This is a genomic window from Leptospira kirschneri serovar Cynopteri str. 3522 CT, from assembly GCF_000243695.2.
Lineage (GTDB): Bacteria > Spirochaetota > Leptospiria > Leptospirales > Leptospiraceae > Leptospira > Leptospira kirschneri.
The window spans coordinates 218,673-236,262 of sequence record NZ_AHMN02000007.1; the positions used below are offsets into that span (position 1 = coordinate 218,673).

A 17,590-nucleotide genomic window follows, 5' to 3' on the forward strand; every position below is an offset into this window, starting at 1 on the left:
TATGCAATCTATTGACCAGAGCTAAAGAGCCCGGTATAGCTGCCTTTGACAAGCTGGATTCATCCCTGTTCACGTTATTTTATATGACTGAATTGTGGGAACTACCACAAATTAAAACTTTGCAGTGAAACTTTCAAAAGTTCGGAATTTTCTTGAACTGGTCTCTAAAAGTAAAAATGAATACAAAAATTCCACCATTTTTACTTTTTAGAAAATTAGACATAAATCATTTACTTTTCGAAAAAAATTTTTCTAATTTCTACCACATCGAACCCACACTAAACTAACATGAGTTCGATATGAAAGCAACCATTTCATTGAGTTTAAATCCCAAAGAAATTAGAGCATTATACTATGATCCTTAGAAAACATCATCGAGTTTTTTATTCGCCAAGATTCTCTTAAGACAAATTCGGATTAAACTAAACCAGAAATTACTAATTCAAGTTTTACACAAACAAAAGTAAAATAAATCATAATTTCAGAATATAAAAAAATATAATAAATTCATTTTTTCAAATGACATCATCGCAGAAACCTCCGCCTAATAATTATTAGGCGGCAACCGTAGAGGCAGATGTAGGTTCTACAAGAACTTCAGAACCTCGAAGTACTTTTTTTCCTTTTTCGGTCCAGACCGCTCTCTGGATTTTAATAATTTTTAAAAGATGCAGAACTTTCATTACTTGATAAGTAAAATCCAGTTCGAACCAACGAAACGCAAAGTTCGGAGAATTTGGATGAGCGTGATGATTATTCTGATACAATTCTCCTGCGATCATAAAATCCACAAATAAAGTATTCTTAGAGTTGTCCGGATTTTTTTTATGATTTCTATATCCATACATATGACCGCACCAGTTTACAATTGCTCCGTGTAAAGGTCCCATAAGCCAATGAATCGGTAGAAGTAGATACCAGGCATATTGCCCTTCAGGGACAAAGTAAAAATAAAATAAAGTATAAAGTGTTCCGCAAAAAAGTCTAAAAGTCCAAGAATTACTGAGAACATCGATTGCAGGCCATTCAGGATAGTTTCCTTTAAACTCCTTTTCAACGTTTGTTGTTTCTTCTAAAATCGCCTCATAATTGAGTGCAGTTTTCCACATCATATCCAAAAAACCTTTAGAGACTACGGGAGAATGTGGGTCCTTACCAGTATCACTGTAAGCATGATGTTGTCTGTGCATAATTGCATAAGCACGTGGATTTAAAAAAGAAGAACCTTGGGCTACACAAGTAAAAATATAAAAAAACTTCTCCCAAAATTTGTTCATTTTGAACATTGAGTGTGCCGCATATCTATGAAGAAAAAACGATTGAGCAAAAGCGGATAAAAACCAGTGCCCAATGAAAAAAGATAGAATGATTCCCATTTGGTATTAACTCCTATTGAATAAATAGAGACTATTGATGGGAAAAGGTTGCGAATTATTTTGAAAAAAGAGAGTTTTTTCCATTCGTTTTTTCAAAAAATCAAAAACTAATTCTTTTACCTGGGAAACTACAGAAACTATCTCGTTGATTCTTTAGAGTTGTTGAAAAATTAATTCTCCTTCTGTTTCATAAAAACGGTCAATTGAAACAGTTTTGTCAATCTTGAACTATGGAATTTTTTAATAACTCCTTCGTAATTTTTTCTTTAAAACATGAAAACTATCACATGATAAACTATAACTTTACTCAGAGTTCGCGTCTCCAAATTCTTCCTTGCTTTTGATTATTTTTGTCTGTTGACATTCTTTTTTCCTTATTAGTTTTTAAGAATTGCAAGACCAAATAATACATTTCAAATCATAGAACCCCTATAAAACCCAAAGATCATCCTATCAGATTTTCGCGTAAATCCTTGTTTTATGAACATTATCTAGTTAAAATTCATTTTATAAAGGTTCATTTCCTCATACCAAACTCACGTTATAATTAAAAATCTCAAAATAAACTTATAACGGTTGATACACCTTTGATTCAAATTTTTATCAAAATCGAATCAGTCTTTCTTAGGAGACGGCTTCGTTGCAGCCACAACTTCACGAACTGGAGTTCCTTCCACTTTGATACAACCTAAAAAGAAGTATTGATACGACTGTGCAATTACTTCCACATCTTTCAAACCGGTAGCACCTGGAGCCTGCGCTAAAGCGTCACGAGTCGCCTCTGCGATACTGCTCGCATACCAACGAGTAGGCCCAAAACTACAACTACGACCACTTACGGTAGAACCAATTACCTCTAAACCGACGGGAGCTTCAACAGAATATCTTTTAAACTGTCCCCAATTATAAGAACAATTGAATAAAAATAACATTAAAACTAAATATAATAATTTTATGATTCTTTTCATGTTATTTTAAATTCCTTGTTTGAGCACAATTGCTATTCTTAAATTCCACACCAACGTTCGTAAGATCTGATTTACCTTTATTCACTAAATCATGATTCATATCGTTCAATATATTCGTAACTATGAATGCACAATTTTCACCCAAAATCTCGCCCAAAAGTCCTCGTTTATCGTTTGGCGCGGGAACTATATACCCCACTTTACCAATGGTAAAGCAACCTACTGTTAAAATTAGAATTGTGGCGAAACACAAAATCTTATTCATTTTTTACCTCTTAAAAATTTATTTAAAATTATCGATTTTATATCCGAAATAAAATTTATTTTCAGTTTTTCGAAATCGAATATAAAAGGGGCTCATTCTTTTTATAATTGTTATATTCAGTATTTTACAAATGTTTGTTCAATTTTTATTCTACTCATTCACCAGTATTTTTTCATTTCCTACTAAATAACTATATAACAAAGTATTCATATTTTATAATCGAACAATTTTTGAAATAAAGACTCGCAACACTATTTCTAAGTATTACGGCTTGGTTTACAATTTTAGTCATAATGATAAAAATGTGATATTTGTAAATAATTTAAATCACTTTATTAAAAAATTTAAAATATAGAAGCCATTATTCTCCTTTTACCCTACATACATACTTCTCGACAAAATTGTGTTTTCAAGATTATATCGAATTTTTTGATTTAGGAGTTGAACAAGATAAACCTGAAGTAGTTACATAAAATGAATTTCTAATTCGATAATGTTCACTCCTCAGAAGTTGACAATAAATCTACGCAAAATAGTTGGGTTTTGTAAGTTTTACCGTAAAATCTCAACTTGTAAGAGTTCCCACAAATTAAGTCACATTACGAATTTTTAAACATTAGAGTTGTTGAAAAATTCCATAGTGAAGATTCGTAAAATTGCTTCAATTGTCCATTTCAATCCAATACAAACAGATCAAGAATTAATTTTTCAACAACTCTATTCATTTTTTTCGATTGAAGTTTGTATGAGTTCCTACAATTCCAAAGTTCATCCATAAAATTGTGATTCGTGGTAGTTCCCACGTTTTAAGAATAGATTTATAAAATTCAGATCCCAACTTTTCCAGGAAAGTAAATCATGGATTCACGTTAATTTAATGTGAGTTAACGCAAAAGGGAATCGATACGAGAGAAGCTAAAACAGAAAGCGTTTTAGGTCGTTCGACAGATCGCGTTTGAAACTCAGCAGAACGCTCTCTATGGATCGCGTTCTAAATTAAAACTAAAGACAATGATTGTATAATGTTTCCTGCATACAATTATTGACCAAAGCGAAAGAGTTCGGTCCTGCTGTCTATGGCAAGCCGAATTCGCTCTGATTTTCTTACATCGAACTCACGTTAAACTATATAATACTACGATTTCAGATTGAAGATTTAAAACTGACCCAAAACATCATAAAGAATCCACTTTCAAAACGCGTTTACGTAAAAATTACTTTACTCTAAATTTTTAAGATCTTTCAAAACTTCTGCTTCGTAGTTTACTTTCAAACGATCCAAAAAGTTGTCCCGTAAAGGGATTTTATCATTTAAAAACAAAGAGAACAATTCGTTTAACAATTTTCTTCTTTCTTCAAAACCGGTAAATAACCATTCTAAAAGTTCCAAAGCAAGATCCATTTTTCCTTCAGTTTGAATCATATTAAGAAATTCTTGTTTGATTTTTTCTTCCTGACCAGTTTTTAAAAGACTTCGAATTTTTTCAGGATAAAGATTAAGTAAGGTTTGTTTTTTCGCGTTAGGAGTAAACACGAAACATTTTTTATCGGAAGGTAGATGAGAAAGAACCGCGTCTTCGACGTCTTGGTGCAAAACCCCATCTTCTTGCAAAGTTTTAAATATAACTTCTCCCAACAAAAAATCCTGAAAAGGATAAAACGGAAATCCTCCGTCCTTCGCAGAATAACTCTCTTCGGATTTATCGCTCATTCTTTTTCGATCTCAACTTGTTTGCGAATTTTTTCAAAAAGGTTCTCAAGTTCAGAAGAAGTAAATTCCTTCGTAGGCTCAAAAGAACAAAATACAGCCCTATAGTATTTGTCTTTGTGGACAAGATAAAAACCGGATGTTTCCATCATAGTTCTAAGTTTAGTTTCTCTGGAAGAAGCGACCACAATCGTAACCGAAGATAGTTTACTTTTTCTATGATCGATATGAAAATAACAAAGCGCTTCTTCCGGATCCAGGCGATCGATCTCTTCCTTAATTTCATCAAAACTCGTTACATCCCTCGGACCTTTTGGATCTTTATAATTGATCAGAACCCTTTTGAAATAATGCATCTTATTTCCTTCGGGTGTAATTTCCACTCCGTTTAATATCCTTCTTTCGTCGGCCAGCTCTTTCATCAAAAATTCTCCCCTACCCCGGGAATTTTCTATGTCGAAATGTTCAGAAGAGACGTCCCCCTTTTTCACATTTTCATTGATTTGGGAAAGAGTGTATTTCATTCCTGGCTGCATCTCGTGTTTGAAAGACATCTTAAAAAACGGATTTATAACTTCATTATGTAATTCTAATTCGATTTCGGCGTATTTTCCATGACCGTGTTCCACGATGTTTTGAATCGCTTCGGTCGCGATAATTCTGATCGTATCTGGATCTAATCCAGCTAACAAAGAATAACGATGAACAAAATTTTTGATTTCATACAGTGTTCCCAAACTTTCGTCAATTCTTCCTAGGATTTCATTGGTTACGATTTCTTCTCGAAAGACTCTGACATAATACCGAACATTTGCCATTCCCTTTTTCAGATAAGGAGAATGTGCCGTATTTTCTATCTGCCGTTTGAGTTTTTTATTTTCTTCTTCTAATTCTCGAATTCGTTTCTCTTCTTGGGACATAAAAGTAATTTTTTTCGTCTTTATATTTCATATTTTCAATCGTAGCACAGCCGATTTCTAAACTAACTTGAGATGTTATGGATTCAAGTGATAATTCTAGTCACACTGAAAAAACAAAATGTATCTTTCATTTTCTGCATCCTTTAAAAAAATCTCGATCATTTAAAACAAATCTGTTTTCTTGTATCAGGATGTCCTTAAATAGATTAAAGACGGCCCAACGAATCCTGATTTTAGGCAAACGAACTAAGTTCGAACTGGATTTAGAAGAATGGGGATCTATTGAAAAAATCCAAAAAATTTATAAAATTCAAAATGACTCTTTTACGAGAATTCACGAATCGCATCTTAGACAAATTTCTAATCGTGAAACTCTGAAACGTCTTTTTCCAAACGGGGATTTTATCTTTAGAAAAGACCTGGAACAAAAACCTCCTTCCGATTACGATCTAGTAATCGCGTTAGGAGGAGACAATCATTTTACCTTTGTTGCTCACCACGCTATTGATACTCTCGTTTTAGGTTGTAATTCCGATCCGCCTACATCGGTGGGGGCTCTTCTTTCTTTTCATGTAGAAGATATTAAAAAGGCTCTCGAAACAAATTGGGAAAATACGATCTTAGAAGAATGGCCCTTGATCGAAGTCAAAATCCATTATCCGGATGGTAGAAAAATAAACACTCTTAGGGGAATCAGTGAAATTTCGATCCGAAACAATAGCCCCGATCTAACGAGCCGTTTTTTAATCTGTCATCAAAATCAAATGGAAGAACAAAAATGTTCCGGACTTTTAGTGTACACAGGCGCCGGTTCGACCGGTTGGGTCATGTCTTGCGAGAATACAGATACAAGTTTTGATAAACAATCTCCCTTTTTCAAAGTCTATTGTAGAGAGCTTAGAAAAAAGGAACATACTCGGTATATTCTCGATCACTTTACGGTTACCGACAGCTTTAACCTAATTTCAGAAATGAAAGGTGGAATTTCAATCGATTCTCTTGCGGAAACGATTTACGATTTTCCCCCCGGAGCAAAAGCTGAATTTAGCCTCTCTCAAAAAAAATTACATGTAGTGGTTCGTAAGTCATGAGTCAATTGAAGATTAAAAAGAAAGAAATTTCGACGGAAATTTTCGTCTATGCGTTAGATGGAAGATTGGATGAAAGTAGTTTTACCGAATTTAAAACCGAAATCATAGATCCCCCTCATCCGAACGTAGTAATACTAAATCTAAACGAATTGAAGTATGTTTCCAGTTCCGGAATACGTTCCATCTTTGAACTAAAACACAAACTTTCAAACGACGGTAAAAAACTTTTTTTGACGGAAGCCTCGGAAAAAGTGATTCAAATATTCAACCTTTTAGGACTCTGGAAACCTTTCATTCATTTTGACACGGAAACCCAGGCACTCGAAGCGGCTACAAAATAAGATCAAATTACTTTAGATAAATTGCAACTACTCCAGACCTAGGTATAGAGTCTCCTCCGTGAGGCCAGTGACTGGTTGGTTTTCCATAATCTTTTGTGGTTTCTCCCGGATGTTGTATAGAAAGAAATAATTCCTTTTGATCAGGAGTAAACCAAAGCCCAGTCAACTCAGCTCCTACCGGAGAAGAAGCAAATTGATACGCCCTATCGGTCCGGATCACAAACAATCCGTTATTTCCAAATTTCTTATATACAGATCTGTTTAAGTTTTTTGCGGAAATGTCCGTAACAACCCAAAGATTCCCTTCCTTATCAAACGCAAGATTGTCCGGAGCGGCAAATTTACTCCCACCCGCAATAAATACTTCAAAATCAAATTCTAAACCGGCGTGGTCCCCCGATTTTTCTCGGATACGTAAAATTTGACCAAATAAATTTCCATGTCTATCGTTGTTTGTCATGGCTATAAATATAGTTCCATCCAAAGGATGAATTTCTATATCCTCTGGACGATCCATCGGAGTTGCGCCACAAATCTTTGCGGCGGCTCTACAATGCACTAAAACGTCTGCTTGGGTTTCAAACTGTCTATTACCGTTTTCTGTTTTATAATTTTTTAATGTTTCATTGGTTTCCAAATCCAATGGAATCCAAGTTCCATTGTTAAAATCCGCGGCGTATAAAATTCCTTCCTCCAGTAAAGTGGAATTTTTTGCACCTAAAGAAGGATCATAGGATTTTTTGGACACAAATTTATATACAAATTCATCCCTAGCGTCATCTCCCATATATACCACTAATTTTCCGGAAGGAGATAATACAAGCGCCGCGTTTTCATGTGCAAACCTTCCCAGTGCGGTATGTTTTACAGGAACAGATTTAGGATCAAAAGGATCCACTTCGATCACCCAGCCATAATGGGTTTCGTGGGGAAGTTTACAAGGTTCGATAATCCATTCCACATTTTCTTCGCAAGAAAGCACCGTATTCCAAAACGTTAGTCCTCCCGCACAATTTGCAAACGTTCCAAAAACCCGATTCGTATTTCCTACTGCAGTACTTCCAGCCGCCGGACCCGTTAGACGAAATTCAGTAAGACCGTGAATTCTTCTTCCGTATTTGGAATCGGAGTTAAGATTCCATTTTCCTTTCTTTTTATAGATATGAATTACGGAACCGCCTAACGCATATAGATATTGTTCGATCTGTTTGTCCGTTCTAACATTCGGCATTTGTTTTTGGCTGTCGTATCCGTTTACATAATATTCTAATGTTCCTAAAGTCTCATGATTGTTCCAAAGAAGACCCGTATCCTTCTTTCCTTCTAAAGGAAAAAAACAATTAAAATCCGAATTAAAACCGAACGTGTCTCCTTGGACATTGATCCTATCTCCATAAAGAGCGATCGTATTGTATCGATAACCGGAAGGTAAGATCAAAGAGTCTTGTTCACTCGGAGAAATCGGTTGAAATTTTGGAAACTTGTTCCGTTTAGACTTCAAAGGTTTTGGAGAAGAAGAAAGAATTCCGGATCTTGCAAGAGCCAAAGCAGCAGCACCCTTCCCTAAATATCTTAAGAATTGAGATCTGGACAAATTCATACGTCTAAATTTTCAAAACTCTCAAAAGTAGCATCCTGAATTTCCGAAATTAAATGAACGCGAAAGGGATCGATGCGAGAGGAACTAAAGCAGAATGGCTCTTTCAAACTAAAGCCGTCTCGCTTCTACGAGCGCTCGAAGCAACTAAAGAAGATTGTTATCCTGTATACAATTTATTGACCAGAGCTAAAAAGTCCGGTCAGGTTTTGCCATAGGCAAGCCGGATTCGCATAGCTAGATTTTTTTACGTCGAACTCACGTTAAATATGATTAAAATCTTTCAAAGGATTTCGTAGATCCAAAAATTAAATTCTTCATCGTTTTCTTTAAAAATAAAGATACCCTTTTGTTTATCAATACAAAGCAAAAACAGATTCATTTTATTTGATTGTAATAATCCGAAGGAATTGAAAACTAACAGTTTAGAACTCTTTCATGAAGTATTCCACTCCATTTTATAAAATACTATTTACGATTGGTTTTGGTTCTATTTTATTTTTCCTTCCTTTTTTTCTATTCATTCACTCTGAAAACAAACAATTGGATCAGATCTATCAAAAATTAAAAGAACCAGGTTCTACCGTTTTCGGTACTCTTACGGAATCGATTCGTATAGAAAAATCCGGAGGAAGGGCTTATCTAGTTTCTTATAGGGTCCCGGATGAATTTGGAAAGTTATACGAAATTACGGAACAAGTGGATGAAAATTTACACCAAAGACTTCGAGTAGGAGACAGCATAGAGGTAAGAATACAAACCTTAGAAACTTTCGGAAAAATTCGTATGTTGGCCAGAATCAAAAAGAATTCTTTATCTATAAACGATTTTGATTTTTTAGAAATGTTTTCTAAAATCGGACTTTGTTTTTCCGTAATTTTACTCTCTATCGGATTTTATTATAGAATTTTCAAGGATCGGGCAGTTTGATAAAAAAAGGATTTTCTTTTTGAAAGATCAACTGTACTTGATACGGCTCCATCACGTAACGGGAAGGATTGATCTCGTAGGAAATGTATAAAAAATACTTATCGTATATCACGATATACATATATTCTTGAAATCGAATATGTTGCATTTGATTTCGAATACCGCGCATCCAAATGGAATCCGGATTTACTCTTTCATAACGGATACTGGCAGCTTTGATCTGTTTCAGATAATCCTGAGTTATAGAAGGTTCCCTTTTTCTAAGTTCTAATTTAAAAGAACGGATCAGATTGTATTCCAACTTCGCTTTTTCAAGCGCGCCTACGTCTGGAATGGTTCGGAAATAGTATTCATAGTATTCCTTATCCAGAGTGCTTGCATCTTTTTTATGAATATCTGCGTTTTCCTCCGGTACGGGCCCGGCAGAACTTTGTGTTCCTTGAGAGAGTAAGGGCCCCCAGTAGAAAAAAAAGAAAATGATAAGAATTTGTATTTGAAGCCGATCCATAAAACGCACAGTATATGTATCGGATCGACTTCAAAATTCCAAGTCTTTTTTCCGGCTTTTTAAGTGCCGCTCAACTCTTCTAAAGTTTCCGTAGTCCTCTTTAGATATTCGGAAAATTCAGATTCATCAAATATTTTAGAGGAAAGAAGTGCCATATCGTACACGGTTCTAGCCAACTTATCCGCCTTAGTCGAACTAAGTCCTTTAGATAAACCTAAAATATTCTTCACGAGAGAGGAACGAGTATTGACTACAAGAGTATGATTTTTTAAAAGATCGAGCGGTTTCTGACCACCTAACATATTCATTTCGTTCAACCTGCGCAGATGTTCCGGAAGTAAAACCACCGCGGGTACAGTCTCCGCTTTGAGAGGTTCCGCCTTAATTTCCAGTCCGTCCCGTTTTAGTATCTTTTCGAAAAATTCTCGAATCCGGTCCGCCTCTGTTTTGTTATCCGAATCTACGATCGGAGAAGAATGTTCCTTATCCACAACTCCTTCGGCAAGTTCAGAATCGGCTCTCTGGAACTTCATATCCGGATTTTTAGATTCTAAAAATTGAATAAAGTGAGAATCGATTCTAGAATCTACTAAAATCGCCTCGAGTCCCTGAGACTTAAGCAAGTCCATATATACGGAAGAAGTCTCAGAAGTATAAAATACTTTGTTGTTATTCTTTTCCTTGTTTTTGTTCCAATAGTCTTCTAGACGGACAATTTCACCATTAGAAGTTTTGAAAAAGATCAGATCCTTTGCGGCTTCGTAGAATTTGTCGTCGGTCAACATTCCGTATTTTACAAAAATAGAAACCTCATCCCAGTTTTTTCTAAACTCTTCCTCATTCTTTTTGAACTCCTCGTTCAAACGATCCGCTATCTTTTTTACGATATGAGCAGAAATCTTTTTTACCAAAGGATCACTTTGCAGATAGGAGCGGGAAACGTTCAAAGGAAGATCCGGAATATCAATAGTTCCTTTGAGTACAGTTAAAAACTTAGGAACCAAGTCATTCGCGTCGTCGCTTACAAATACGTGATTACAATAGAGTTTGATTCCAGATTGATTTACGTCTAACTCGTGTTTTAGTTTAGGAAAATATAATATTCCCTGAAGACGGAACGGATAATCCACGTTTAGATGAACGTGAAAAAGTGGTTCTCCCGAAAAAGGGAAAAGATAGTTATAAAATTCCTCATACTTTTCCTTGGTAACGGAAGAAGGTGTTTCGGACCAAAGAGGAGTTTGTTTATTTGCCTGTTCGTTTTTGACGTAGATTGGAACCGGAAGAAAATCGCAGTATTTACGGATCAGTTCTTTGAGTTTCCACTGATCTAGATATTCACCGGAATCTGCGTCTAAGTGAAGAGTAATTTTAGTCCCTCTGGTGGTTTTATCCGAAGAACGTAAATAAAATTCGGTTCCGGACTCACTTTCCCAGACCACTCCGGTGGAACCTTTTTGATATGATTTAGTTTCTAAAATCACCTTTGTAGAAACCATAAAACAGGAATAAAAACCCAATCCGAAATGTCCTATGATTTCAGGTTTGGCGCCTTCCCCTTGAAATTTTTTTACAAACTCTTCCGCACTCGAAAACGCGATTTGATTGATGTATTTTTGAACCTCTTCGGAACTCATTCCGATTCCGTTGTCTTCTATTGTCAGAGTTCTTTTTTCCTGATCAAATTCTAAATCGATTCTATAATCGGTACCCCCTTCGAACTCTTCGGAGAATGCAATTTTCTTTAACTTAGTGATCGCATCACTCGCGTTAGATACAAGTTCTCTGATAAAAATGTCCTTTTCGGAATAGAGCCATTTTTTGATGATCGGAAATATGTTTTCCGTTTCTACGGAAATTCTTCCTTTGATTTCTTCGCTCATAAGTTTTTCTCCACTTTATTTTTCAAAATAAAATTTGCGATACGTAACAGAGTCATTTTATCCTTTCGATTCAATTGAAGCGCAAGTTCTGCAAAACCAGCTTTGGCTTCTGAAATTTCCAATAAAAAGAAAACGTCCTCTTCAGAAATCCCTTTGGAAAGCAAGTACTGCTTCAATACCAAGCCTCTTTTAGTCCCCGTTTGTAAGTCAAGTTCTTTTAAAATGGGAACCCCTAAGATCGGAAAAAGAATTGGAAGAGATATTAGAAAAGTAGAATCTGATTTTTGAAAATAAAACCAAATCGTAAAAGATAAAAGTACAAAAACGAAAGATAAAAATCGAAAAGAAAAAAATAAATCCGAAATCCGGTTTCCTTCGGAAGGTTCTCGGCTTTTAGAATTTTTGTCCGTTCGAACGGAAACGTTTACAGAAGGGATCTCAAAAGAAACCGTCCGATACGTTCTCGCATCTGGATCGAAAAAAATAAAATCCTTCGGTTCTTGTTTCCAAACTCCCACGGTTCTCATCGGAATGCCATATTCAAAACGGGCTACGGAATAAAAACCATATCCTCCGTTTTCCAGCTCAGTGAATTTCCAAGAACGAGAAGTGTCATACAACGTTACTTCTGGAATACAATTTCTTCCTTCTTTACAATTGGAAATCGGTTCCGTCACAGAAGAAAGATTCCCCTCTCCTTCGATCGTCAGTTTTAGATACAAGGTTTCTCCTTCTTGGATCGTCTTTGGATCGTTTTCGATCTTTACATGAGTTTTAAACTTACCTACCGCTCCGCTGAACTTCCCCTCAAATTTAGGAAGTTCTTTTACACGGATTTGATTGGGAGTCGTAGGAATCGTTTTTACGTTGAAGTAGGATTGAAGCTGACCTTCTAAAGCGAAGGTGGTTTTACCGAGTTGAAATTCTCCCGCTCTCAAAGGAATTAAAGAATAAACTTCTTTGTTATATACCGCAATATCATATACGTTTCCTTCATATAAAACCTGATCTGGAACTTTTACCGCAACTCCGGAAATCACCTCACTGCGAAAATACGGAAAACGAATGGAGTCAGCAGGATTTCGATCGAAATAAGGTTTACGCACGTCCCTATAATACAAAGTAAAATAACCGATAAGAGGTTCTCCGACCCAAACCTCTTTTTTACTCGTTTGAAAGAGTACTTTCAAATCCGCGTTTTCAGGTACAGCTTCTTCTTCAAAACGAAAAAAACGATCAAAAAAAGAACCTCTTCCTCTTTTTGCAGTTTTAGATCTTTCTAATACTTGAATCTTTAAAGGAGGAGGAGAAAACGTTTTACCGTCCACTTCAATGCTGAGAGTTGGAAGTGTAAACACACCTTGTTTGGAAGCCTGGATTCTAAACTTCAAAAGCCTTTTTCTAAAAACTTGAAAATTGATAAATGTAGTGTTCTCTTCCGAACCCGTGTAAAACACAGAAACGTCCGAATTGGAATAAGATTTCTGAAGGATCGAAAATCTGGAATTCATATCCAATTCAAAAACGGCATAAGATTCTTCTCCGAGAGGGAACGTGTTTCGCGTAACGTAAAATTTAGCCTCTTCTGCAGAAAGAGAACCGATCCAAAATAAAAAAAGGATAATCCAAAATCGGTTCACCAGAAAACCTCTCTGTCTTTGGTTCTTCCGCTTTTTCTGCGTACCTTATTTAAATCTAAAGAATCCAAAATCCTTTCCGTTTCTTCTTTAGTAAGGCGATCTTCTTTATTAGGTGAACCATCCGTGTTCTCCTTTCCGTTCTGACCGTTTTTCTGTTTTTTATCGGAGAAGGAATCCGTTTGATTTTTAGAACGATTTTCCTTTTTAGAGTTAGGATTTTGCGGATCTGAATTTTTAGAATTTTGAGAAGGAGGTGGGGTTTTACGAAGATATTCTAAATTTTTTCTGGCTTCCTTTAAATCCGGATTGAGTTTTAAGGCCTTGATATATTCTTCTGCTGCTTTTTTACGATCTCCGGCGCGCATATAACTGTTTCCTAAATTAAACCTGGATTTCCATTGAACTTCGGGAGAAGTGGAATCTGCGGACTTCTCAAAATGACGAATCGCCTTATCGATGTTACCCGATTTGAATTCTGCAGTTCCACGGTTGAATTCTAATCTAGAATCCTCAGGAAAATAAGGTTCTGCTTCCTGATACCTTTTCAAAGATTCCAGGTATTCTCCCTGATTATAATATTCTAAACCTTCTCCGACTCGATTCCCGCCCGGATCCAATTCGATCGAATACAAAGATGCCGTTAGACTTAAACTAATTAGAATTATAAAATATTTAAATATACGAATTTGTTTCATGTCACAACTTTCGATTTCCGTCCGGAAAACAGAAAAAATTCCACTAAAATCCAATCCAATAATAAGAAAAAAACGGCAGCGAATAAAAATTTACCAGAACCTTCCGCACGTTTTAGATCCTTTTTTCTAGAATATAAATTTTCTTCTAAAGAAAAGATTTCTTTTTGTAAAATTGTAGAGCTGGGCGGATTTGAATCCAGTGAATAAAAACTTCCGTCGTTTTTATCCGCGAGATTTTTTAAAAAAGTTCGATTCATTTTAGAATGAATGATTTCAGGGGAATTAGAGTTTGAAGTTAGAGTTCCGTCCTTCAAAAGAAAACCGTTCAAACCAGAGTTTTCATCGTTATAAACAATCGGACCTCCGCCTTCCGTTCCGGCCGCCCAAACTTGAAAACTCGCCGGAAAGGAAACAGTCTGTGGATCGTTTTGATCTTCTCCATCGGTCACTAAAATCAAAATTCGATTTCGAAACACTTTTTCGGAATGAAGCAACGCTTCCGCCTTTGCAAAAGCCTGACTCAAATCGGTTCCACGATCCCCTACCATATCCACATCCAATCCCCGCACATAATCCGAAAATGCGGACACGTCCGAAGTCATCGGGCAATATAAAAACGGACTTCCGGCAAATACGATCATTCCAAATCTGTTTCCGGACAAAGAAGGCAACATCCTAAGTAATACTTCTTTAAACTTAGCCAAACGAGTGGGAGAACTATCTACCGCCTGCATAGAAAGACTTACGTCCACTAAAAAGAGTATATCCACTCCTTTGAAAGATTCTTCCTTTTTTTCGTCCTTCATTTCCGTTTTTAAGCCTGCAAAAAAGACGCAGACTAAAACCGCAAAGATCAATAAAATTCTTATCAATACCAAACGAGTATCCGGAAACAAAGAGGAACGCTCCAAACCTGGATAAAAAATTCTCCATTCCTTTATTTTAGAAATTATAAATATTCTAATAACCGAATATATTGCCCATACAACCACAAGAGCAAAAAAAACGTTCTTTAAATTGGCAGAAAACTCTTGATTCATACGTAATATCTCAGAAAAAATGCGCGTAATATCAGATCTAAAAGTAAAACCGCCAAGGCTCTGTAGAGCCAGATTTCATATTCAGTTTCTCTTATTTCTTTGGGAGGACTTTGCAGAGGGTCTTTTTCAAGTGAATCGATCGAAGAAAGAACTGCTTTCATTTCCTCCGGATCTTCTGCCCTAAAAAATCTACCTCCTGTGTTGGCAGAAAGTTCCTGTAAGATTTGGAAATTAATTTCATAAGAACCGTCTTCTTTTCCAATTCCGATAGAATAAATTTTTACTCCGATTTGCTCCGCGAGATCAGTCGCTGTCACCGGATCGATTTTACCCGTATTGGAAACTCCATCGGTGATGAGTACGATCACTTTGGAACGAGCCTTAGAACGTCTCAATCTATACGTAGAAAGAATGATCGCATCTCCGATCGCGGTTCCTTGCTCCGTTACGGTTTCTTCTTCTATGGTTCCTAAAATTTCAATCAACGATTCACGATCACCAGTGAGAGGAGCTTGTAAATAAGCAGCGCCTGCAAAAACCACTAAACCAAGACGATCGTTATTTCTTTTTTCGATAAATCTTCTTAATAGTTTTTTAGAAACTCCTAATCTAGTTTCCGGAAGAAAATCCCTACTTCTAGACATGGAACCTGAAACGTCCAAAGCGATTATTATATCCACTCCTTCTTTTTCGTCGGGTAGAAAGGTAATTTTTTTACCTGGTCCGGAAAGAGAAAGTATCATCAGACTAATCGCGATCGGGCGAAGTATCGGCAAAAATTTTCCTAAGTTCTCGAATTTGGAAAAAGCGCCCTCTCTTCTTCCCGGAAAACGGATCTCCATTCTTTTTAAGTATATTTTATTTTTATAATATATAAATGTCCAGGCCCAAACTGGAATCAAAAGCAGAAGCGCGTAAGGATATTCAAAATTCATTTTTGATCCCAAATCCCTTTCCAATATAAGAATTTCGTTTGAGCTTCTTCCTTGGATAAAAGAACGTCTTCGGGTCTAAACTTTTTTTCGGTTAAAAATTCCTTCCAAACCATAAGTTCTTGTTTTTCAAAAGGGAATTGATCGTATAAAAAACGGAACAGCTCCGTTTCCGTAAAAGAAGAGGTTTGTTTTCCGGAAAGATTAGATGACTTTTCTCGAATATAATAAGATAATAATCTAGAAAAGTCTCGGGCCGAAATCGATTCCCGTTTTAAAAGTTCGTTCAATCGAATCTCGTAAATTTCAACCTTTTCCAAAGTTGGCTCTACTTGAATAATCGCATCCAAAGGAAATTTTTTACTCGTATAAATATGATAAGCATAAATACCAAATCCTATCAAAAAACCGATCAGGGCCAAAAGGATAGACAATCTTCCCCAATACGATCCCGAAAAGGTCAGAGGTGGAATTATATCCGCGGGTCCCGTATCCGAAGACGGAATCGAAGACTCGATCAGAATTTCCTTTTTAGAAAACTCTTTTTTTCCGTTGGCATCTGTCCAAAAAATCGGAACCGTAAATTTTCCCGTAACATAGAAAACGAAATCCACAACAAGGGAGTTGTCTTTTTTCTCGGAATATAAAATTTCAAACCAAGGTATATCCGGAGAATCTTCTAAAAAATGGATTCCCATTTCCGGAATTTGAATGTCTTTTACTTCTTCTAAATTCCATTTTAATTGGTATCGGATCTTTTCAGCGACCAAACCTTTTTCCGGAAAAACGGATTCTACGGACTCCGCAGCCAAATGGAAAGAAAACATTAAGATATAAAAATATACTATAATTCGAATTTGTTTTTTCATTTCGAAAAATACCGGATCAAGTCTTTGGTTTTTAATTCGTATTCCGTCAGATTTAACAGAGAGGTCTGAAAAAAAGAACGTAACGATTTTAATTCGAATTCCGGAGAAAGACTTTTTCCTAAAAGGCCTCCGCTGGATTCTTCCGGATCTCTAATATAAAAAAAAGATAATAGTGATTTAGGAGGATTTATCTCTAAAGGATCTCTAAAACGAACCGCGTGAAGAGAATAGTTTTTTTTAAGGCTAGAACATTTTTTTAAACCGTGGATTCCTATAAAGTCGCTTAACAAAAATACGTCCGCGTATCTATGAACTCTATTTTTCAAATACCGAAATGGTAAAAGAGGTTCCGACTTTCGAGGAATCAATTCTTTAGAAGAAATTTTTCGTAACACAGGAAGCAGTTCGTTTCTGGAACGTAAAAAATCAGTTTCCCATTCCACCCGATCACAATAGAGAACGATCTTAACCCGATTTCCCTTTTGTACATAAAGTAAAGAGATAAGAGCTAAAACCTGAAAAGCATTTTCTGCTCTAGAAAATTCTCCCGAACCCCATTCCATAGAAGAAGATACATCGTAAAAAACGATGGCTTGCCTTTCCTTTTCTTCGTAGAATTCTCTTACATACAATTCCCCAAAACGAGATGTTACGTTCCAATCGATCAGTCTTGTATCGTCCCCAAAATCGTAGAGTCTTACATCTTTAAAATCCAGTCCCCTTCCTCGTTTAGAGCTTTCCGCATTTCCGGCCTTTACTTTAAAAGAACGGGATTTACGTTCCAACTCCAAATTTGATAAAATTGATAAGAATTCTTTACGGATCAT

Annotated in this window: 18 protein-coding genes and 1 pseudogene; 5 read left to right on the plus strand and 14 right to left on the minus strand. The window is 36.0% G+C overall.

Annotated features, from left to right (window positions below):
• Positions 1-554 precede the first annotated feature (554 nt).
• A complete protein-coding gene (locus tag LEP1GSC049_RS216415; RefSeq protein WP_004757471.1) occupies positions 555-1,376 on the minus strand; it encodes an acyl-CoA desaturase in 822 nt (273 codons plus the stop codon).
• Between the two features lie 158 nt (positions 1,377-1,534).
• Here LEP1GSC049_RS216415 and LEP1GSC049_RS2000000229050 point away from each other — a divergent pair.
• Positions 1,535-1,603: pseudogene (locus tag LEP1GSC049_RS2000000229050) on the plus strand (5'-nucleotidase); the annotation flags it as partial.
• Between the two features lie 387 nt (positions 1,604-1,990).
• On the opposite strand, the gene LEP1GSC049_RS216410 reads toward LEP1GSC049_RS2000000229050, so the two are convergent.
• From LEP1GSC049_RS216410 to LEP1GSC049_RS216400, 4 genes are all read right to left on the minus strand, one after another.
• Complete coding sequence (locus tag LEP1GSC049_RS216410; RefSeq protein ID WP_004780668.1) at positions 1,991-2,344, minus strand: hypothetical protein; 354 nt, start codon at positions 2,342-2,344, stop codon at positions 1,991-1,993.
• A 1-nt stretch (position 2,345) separates the two neighbouring features.
• On the minus strand, positions 2,346-2,609 hold the full coding sequence (locus LEP1GSC049_RS2000000229055; protein ID WP_016747906.1) for a hypothetical protein: 264 nt from the start codon (positions 2,607-2,609) through the stop codon (positions 2,346-2,348).
• Positions 2,610-3,828: 1,219 nt separating this feature from the next.
• On the minus strand, positions 3,829-4,320 hold the full coding sequence (locus LEP1GSC049_RS216405) for a hypothetical protein (RefSeq protein WP_016560753.1): 492 nt from the start codon (positions 4,318-4,320) through the stop codon (positions 3,829-3,831).
• Positions 4,317-5,237 carry an ATP-binding protein gene (locus tag LEP1GSC049_RS216400; protein WP_004767873.1) on the minus strand — a complete coding sequence of 307 codons (921 nt, stop codon included), beginning with the start codon at positions 5,235-5,237 and terminating at the stop codon, positions 4,317-4,319. Before LEP1GSC049_RS216400 ends, LEP1GSC049_RS216405 begins: the two co-directional genes overlap by 4 nt.
• Before the next feature lie 191 nt (positions 5,238-5,428).
• On the opposite strand from LEP1GSC049_RS216400, the gene LEP1GSC049_RS216395 reads away from it, so the two are divergent.
• A complete protein-coding gene (locus LEP1GSC049_RS216395) occupies positions 5,429-6,328 on the plus strand; it encodes an NAD(+)/NADH kinase (protein WP_004756338.1) in 900 nt (299 codons plus the stop codon).
• Positions 6,325-6,669, plus strand: coding sequence for an STAS domain-containing protein (locus LEP1GSC049_RS216390; protein ID WP_002179716.1), 345 nt, complete (start codon positions 6,325-6,327; stop codon positions 6,667-6,669). The genes LEP1GSC049_RS216395 and LEP1GSC049_RS216390 overlap by 4 nt, the downstream gene beginning before the upstream one ends.
• 7 nt (positions 6,670-6,676) lie before the next feature.
• On the opposite strand, the gene LEP1GSC049_RS216385 is transcribed toward LEP1GSC049_RS216390, so the two are convergent.
• On the minus strand, positions 6,677-8,269 hold the full coding sequence (locus tag LEP1GSC049_RS216385) for a PhoX family protein (RefSeq protein ID WP_004759826.1): 1,593 nt from the start codon (positions 8,267-8,269) through the stop codon (positions 6,677-6,679).
• 53 nt (positions 8,270-8,322) lie between these two features.
• Here LEP1GSC049_RS216385 and LEP1GSC049_RS2000000228295 point away from each other — a divergent pair, with 53 nt between their 5' ends.
• Both LEP1GSC049_RS2000000228295 and LEP1GSC049_RS216380 read left to right on the plus strand, forming a co-directional pair.
• Positions 8,323-8,484 (plus strand): hypothetical protein, encoded by a 162-nt coding sequence (locus LEP1GSC049_RS2000000228295; RefSeq protein WP_004756479.1) that lies wholly within the window; start codon positions 8,323-8,325, stop codon positions 8,482-8,484.
• Positions 8,485-8,704: 220 nt separating this feature from the next.
• Entirely contained in the window at positions 8,705-9,196 is a 492-nt protein-coding gene (locus LEP1GSC049_RS216380; RefSeq protein ID WP_004756460.1) for a hypothetical protein, read from the plus strand.
• On the opposite strand, the gene LEP1GSC049_RS216375 is transcribed toward LEP1GSC049_RS216380, so the two are convergent.
• Genes LEP1GSC049_RS216375 through LEP1GSC049_RS216340 form a run of 8 tightly spaced genes read right to left on the minus strand, consistent with a single transcriptional unit; the run spans position 9,177 to position 17,590 of the window.
• Positions 9,177-9,704: a hypothetical protein gene (locus tag LEP1GSC049_RS216375; protein ID WP_016747909.1), complete on the minus strand. Its 528-nt coding sequence runs from the start codon at positions 9,702-9,704 to the stop codon at positions 9,177-9,179. The two genes, LEP1GSC049_RS216380 and LEP1GSC049_RS216375, sit on opposite strands and share 20 nt — an antisense overlap.
• 59 nt (positions 9,705-9,763) lie before the next feature.
• Positions 9,764-11,587: a molecular chaperone HtpG gene (htpG, locus tag LEP1GSC049_RS216370; RefSeq protein WP_004756278.1), complete on the minus strand. Its 1,824-nt coding sequence runs from the start codon at positions 11,585-11,587 to the stop codon at positions 9,764-9,766.
• Positions 11,584-13,227, minus strand: coding sequence for a BatD family protein (locus LEP1GSC049_RS216365; RefSeq protein WP_004756509.1), 1,644 nt, complete (start codon positions 13,225-13,227; stop codon positions 11,584-11,586). The genes htpG and LEP1GSC049_RS216365 overlap by 4 nt, the downstream gene beginning before the upstream one ends.
• Positions 13,224-13,922, minus strand: a complete 699-nt coding sequence (gene batC / locus LEP1GSC049_RS216360) for a TPR repeat-containing protein BatC (protein WP_004756308.1) — start codon at positions 13,920-13,922, stop codon at positions 13,224-13,226. Before batC ends, LEP1GSC049_RS216365 begins: the two co-directional genes overlap by 4 nt.
• Positions 13,919-14,962 (minus strand): VWA domain-containing protein BatB, encoded by a 1,044-nt coding sequence (gene batB, locus LEP1GSC049_RS216355; protein ID WP_004756439.1) that lies wholly within the window; start codon positions 14,960-14,962, stop codon positions 13,919-13,921. Before batB ends, batC begins: the two co-directional genes overlap by 4 nt.
• Positions 14,959-15,897, minus strand: a complete 939-nt coding sequence (batA, locus tag LEP1GSC049_RS216350; protein ID WP_004756478.1) for a VWA domain-containing protein BatA — start codon at positions 15,895-15,897, stop codon at positions 14,959-14,961. The genes batB and batA overlap by 4 nt, the downstream gene beginning before the upstream one ends.
• Positions 15,894-16,763 carry an LB_053 family protein gene (locus LEP1GSC049_RS216345; RefSeq protein ID WP_004759955.1) on the minus strand — a complete coding sequence of 290 codons (870 nt, stop codon included), beginning with the start codon at positions 16,761-16,763 and terminating at the stop codon, positions 15,894-15,896. The genes batA and LEP1GSC049_RS216345 overlap by 4 nt, the downstream gene beginning before the upstream one ends.
• Positions 16,760-17,590: a DUF58 domain-containing protein gene (locus tag LEP1GSC049_RS216340; RefSeq protein ID WP_016560689.1), complete on the minus strand. Its 831-nt coding sequence runs from the start codon at positions 17,588-17,590 to the stop codon at positions 16,760-16,762. Before LEP1GSC049_RS216340 ends, LEP1GSC049_RS216345 begins: the two co-directional genes overlap by 4 nt.

What these genes read in the sequence shown, in the direction of transcription:
- LEP1GSC049_RS216415 (WP_004757471.1), bottom strand. Translation starts at nt 1,376, where the DNA reads ATGGGAATCATTCTATCTTTTTTCATTGGGCACTGGTTTTTATCCGCT.
- LEP1GSC049_RS216410 (WP_004780668.1), bottom strand. Translation starts at nt 2,344, where the DNA reads ATGAAAAGAATCATAAAATTATTATATTTAGTTTTAATGTTATTTTTA.
- LEP1GSC049_RS2000000229055 (WP_016747906.1), bottom strand. Translation starts at nt 2,609, where the DNA reads ATGAATAAGATTTTGTGTTTCGCCACAATTCTAATTTTAACAGTAGGT.
- LEP1GSC049_RS216405 (WP_016560753.1), bottom strand. Translation starts at nt 4,320, where the DNA reads ATGAGCGATAAATCCGAAGAGAGTTATTCTGCGAAGGACGGAGGATTT.
- LEP1GSC049_RS216400 (WP_004767873.1), bottom strand. Translation starts at nt 5,237, where the DNA reads ATGTCCCAAGAAGAGAAACGAATTCGAGAATTAGAAGAAGAAAATAAA.
- LEP1GSC049_RS216395 (WP_004756338.1), top strand. Translation starts at nt 5,429, where the DNA reads ATGTCCTTAAATAGATTAAAGACGGCCCAACGAATCCTGATTTTAGGC.
- LEP1GSC049_RS216390 (WP_002179716.1), top strand. Translation starts at nt 6,325, where the DNA reads ATGAGTCAATTGAAGATTAAAAAGAAAGAAATTTCGACGGAAATTTTC.
- LEP1GSC049_RS216385 (WP_004759826.1), bottom strand. Translation starts at nt 8,269, where the DNA reads ATGAATTTGTCCAGATCTCAATTCTTAAGATATTTAGGGAAGGGTGCT.
- LEP1GSC049_RS2000000228295 (WP_004756479.1), top strand. Translation starts at nt 8,323, where the DNA reads ATGAACGCGAAAGGGATCGATGCGAGAGGAACTAAAGCAGAATGGCTC.
- LEP1GSC049_RS216380 (WP_004756460.1), top strand. Translation starts at nt 8,705, where the DNA reads ATGAAGTATTCCACTCCATTTTATAAAATACTATTTACGATTGGTTTT.
- LEP1GSC049_RS216375 (WP_016747909.1), bottom strand. Translation starts at nt 9,704, where the DNA reads ATGGATCGGCTTCAAATACAAATTCTTATCATTTTCTTTTTTTTCTAC.
- htpG (WP_004756278.1), bottom strand. Translation starts at nt 11,587, where the DNA reads ATGAGCGAAGAAATCAAAGGAAGAATTTCCGTAGAAACGGAAAACATA.
- batC (WP_004756308.1), bottom strand. Translation starts at nt 13,922, where the DNA reads ATGAAACAAATTCGTATATTTAAATATTTTATAATTCTAATTAGTTTA.
- batB (WP_004756439.1), bottom strand. Translation starts at nt 14,962, where the DNA reads ATGAATCAAGAGTTTTCTGCCAATTTAAAGAACGTTTTTTTTGCTCTT.
- batA (WP_004756478.1), bottom strand. Translation starts at nt 15,897, where the DNA reads ATGAATTTTGAATATCCTTACGCGCTTCTGCTTTTGATTCCAGTTTGG.
- LEP1GSC049_RS216345 (WP_004759955.1), bottom strand. Translation starts at nt 16,763, where the DNA reads ATGAAAAAACAAATTCGAATTATAGTATATTTTTATATCTTAATGTTT.
- LEP1GSC049_RS216340 (WP_016560689.1), bottom strand. Translation starts at nt 17,590, where the DNA reads ATGATCCGTAAAGAATTCTTATCAATTTTATCAAATTTGGAGTTGGAA.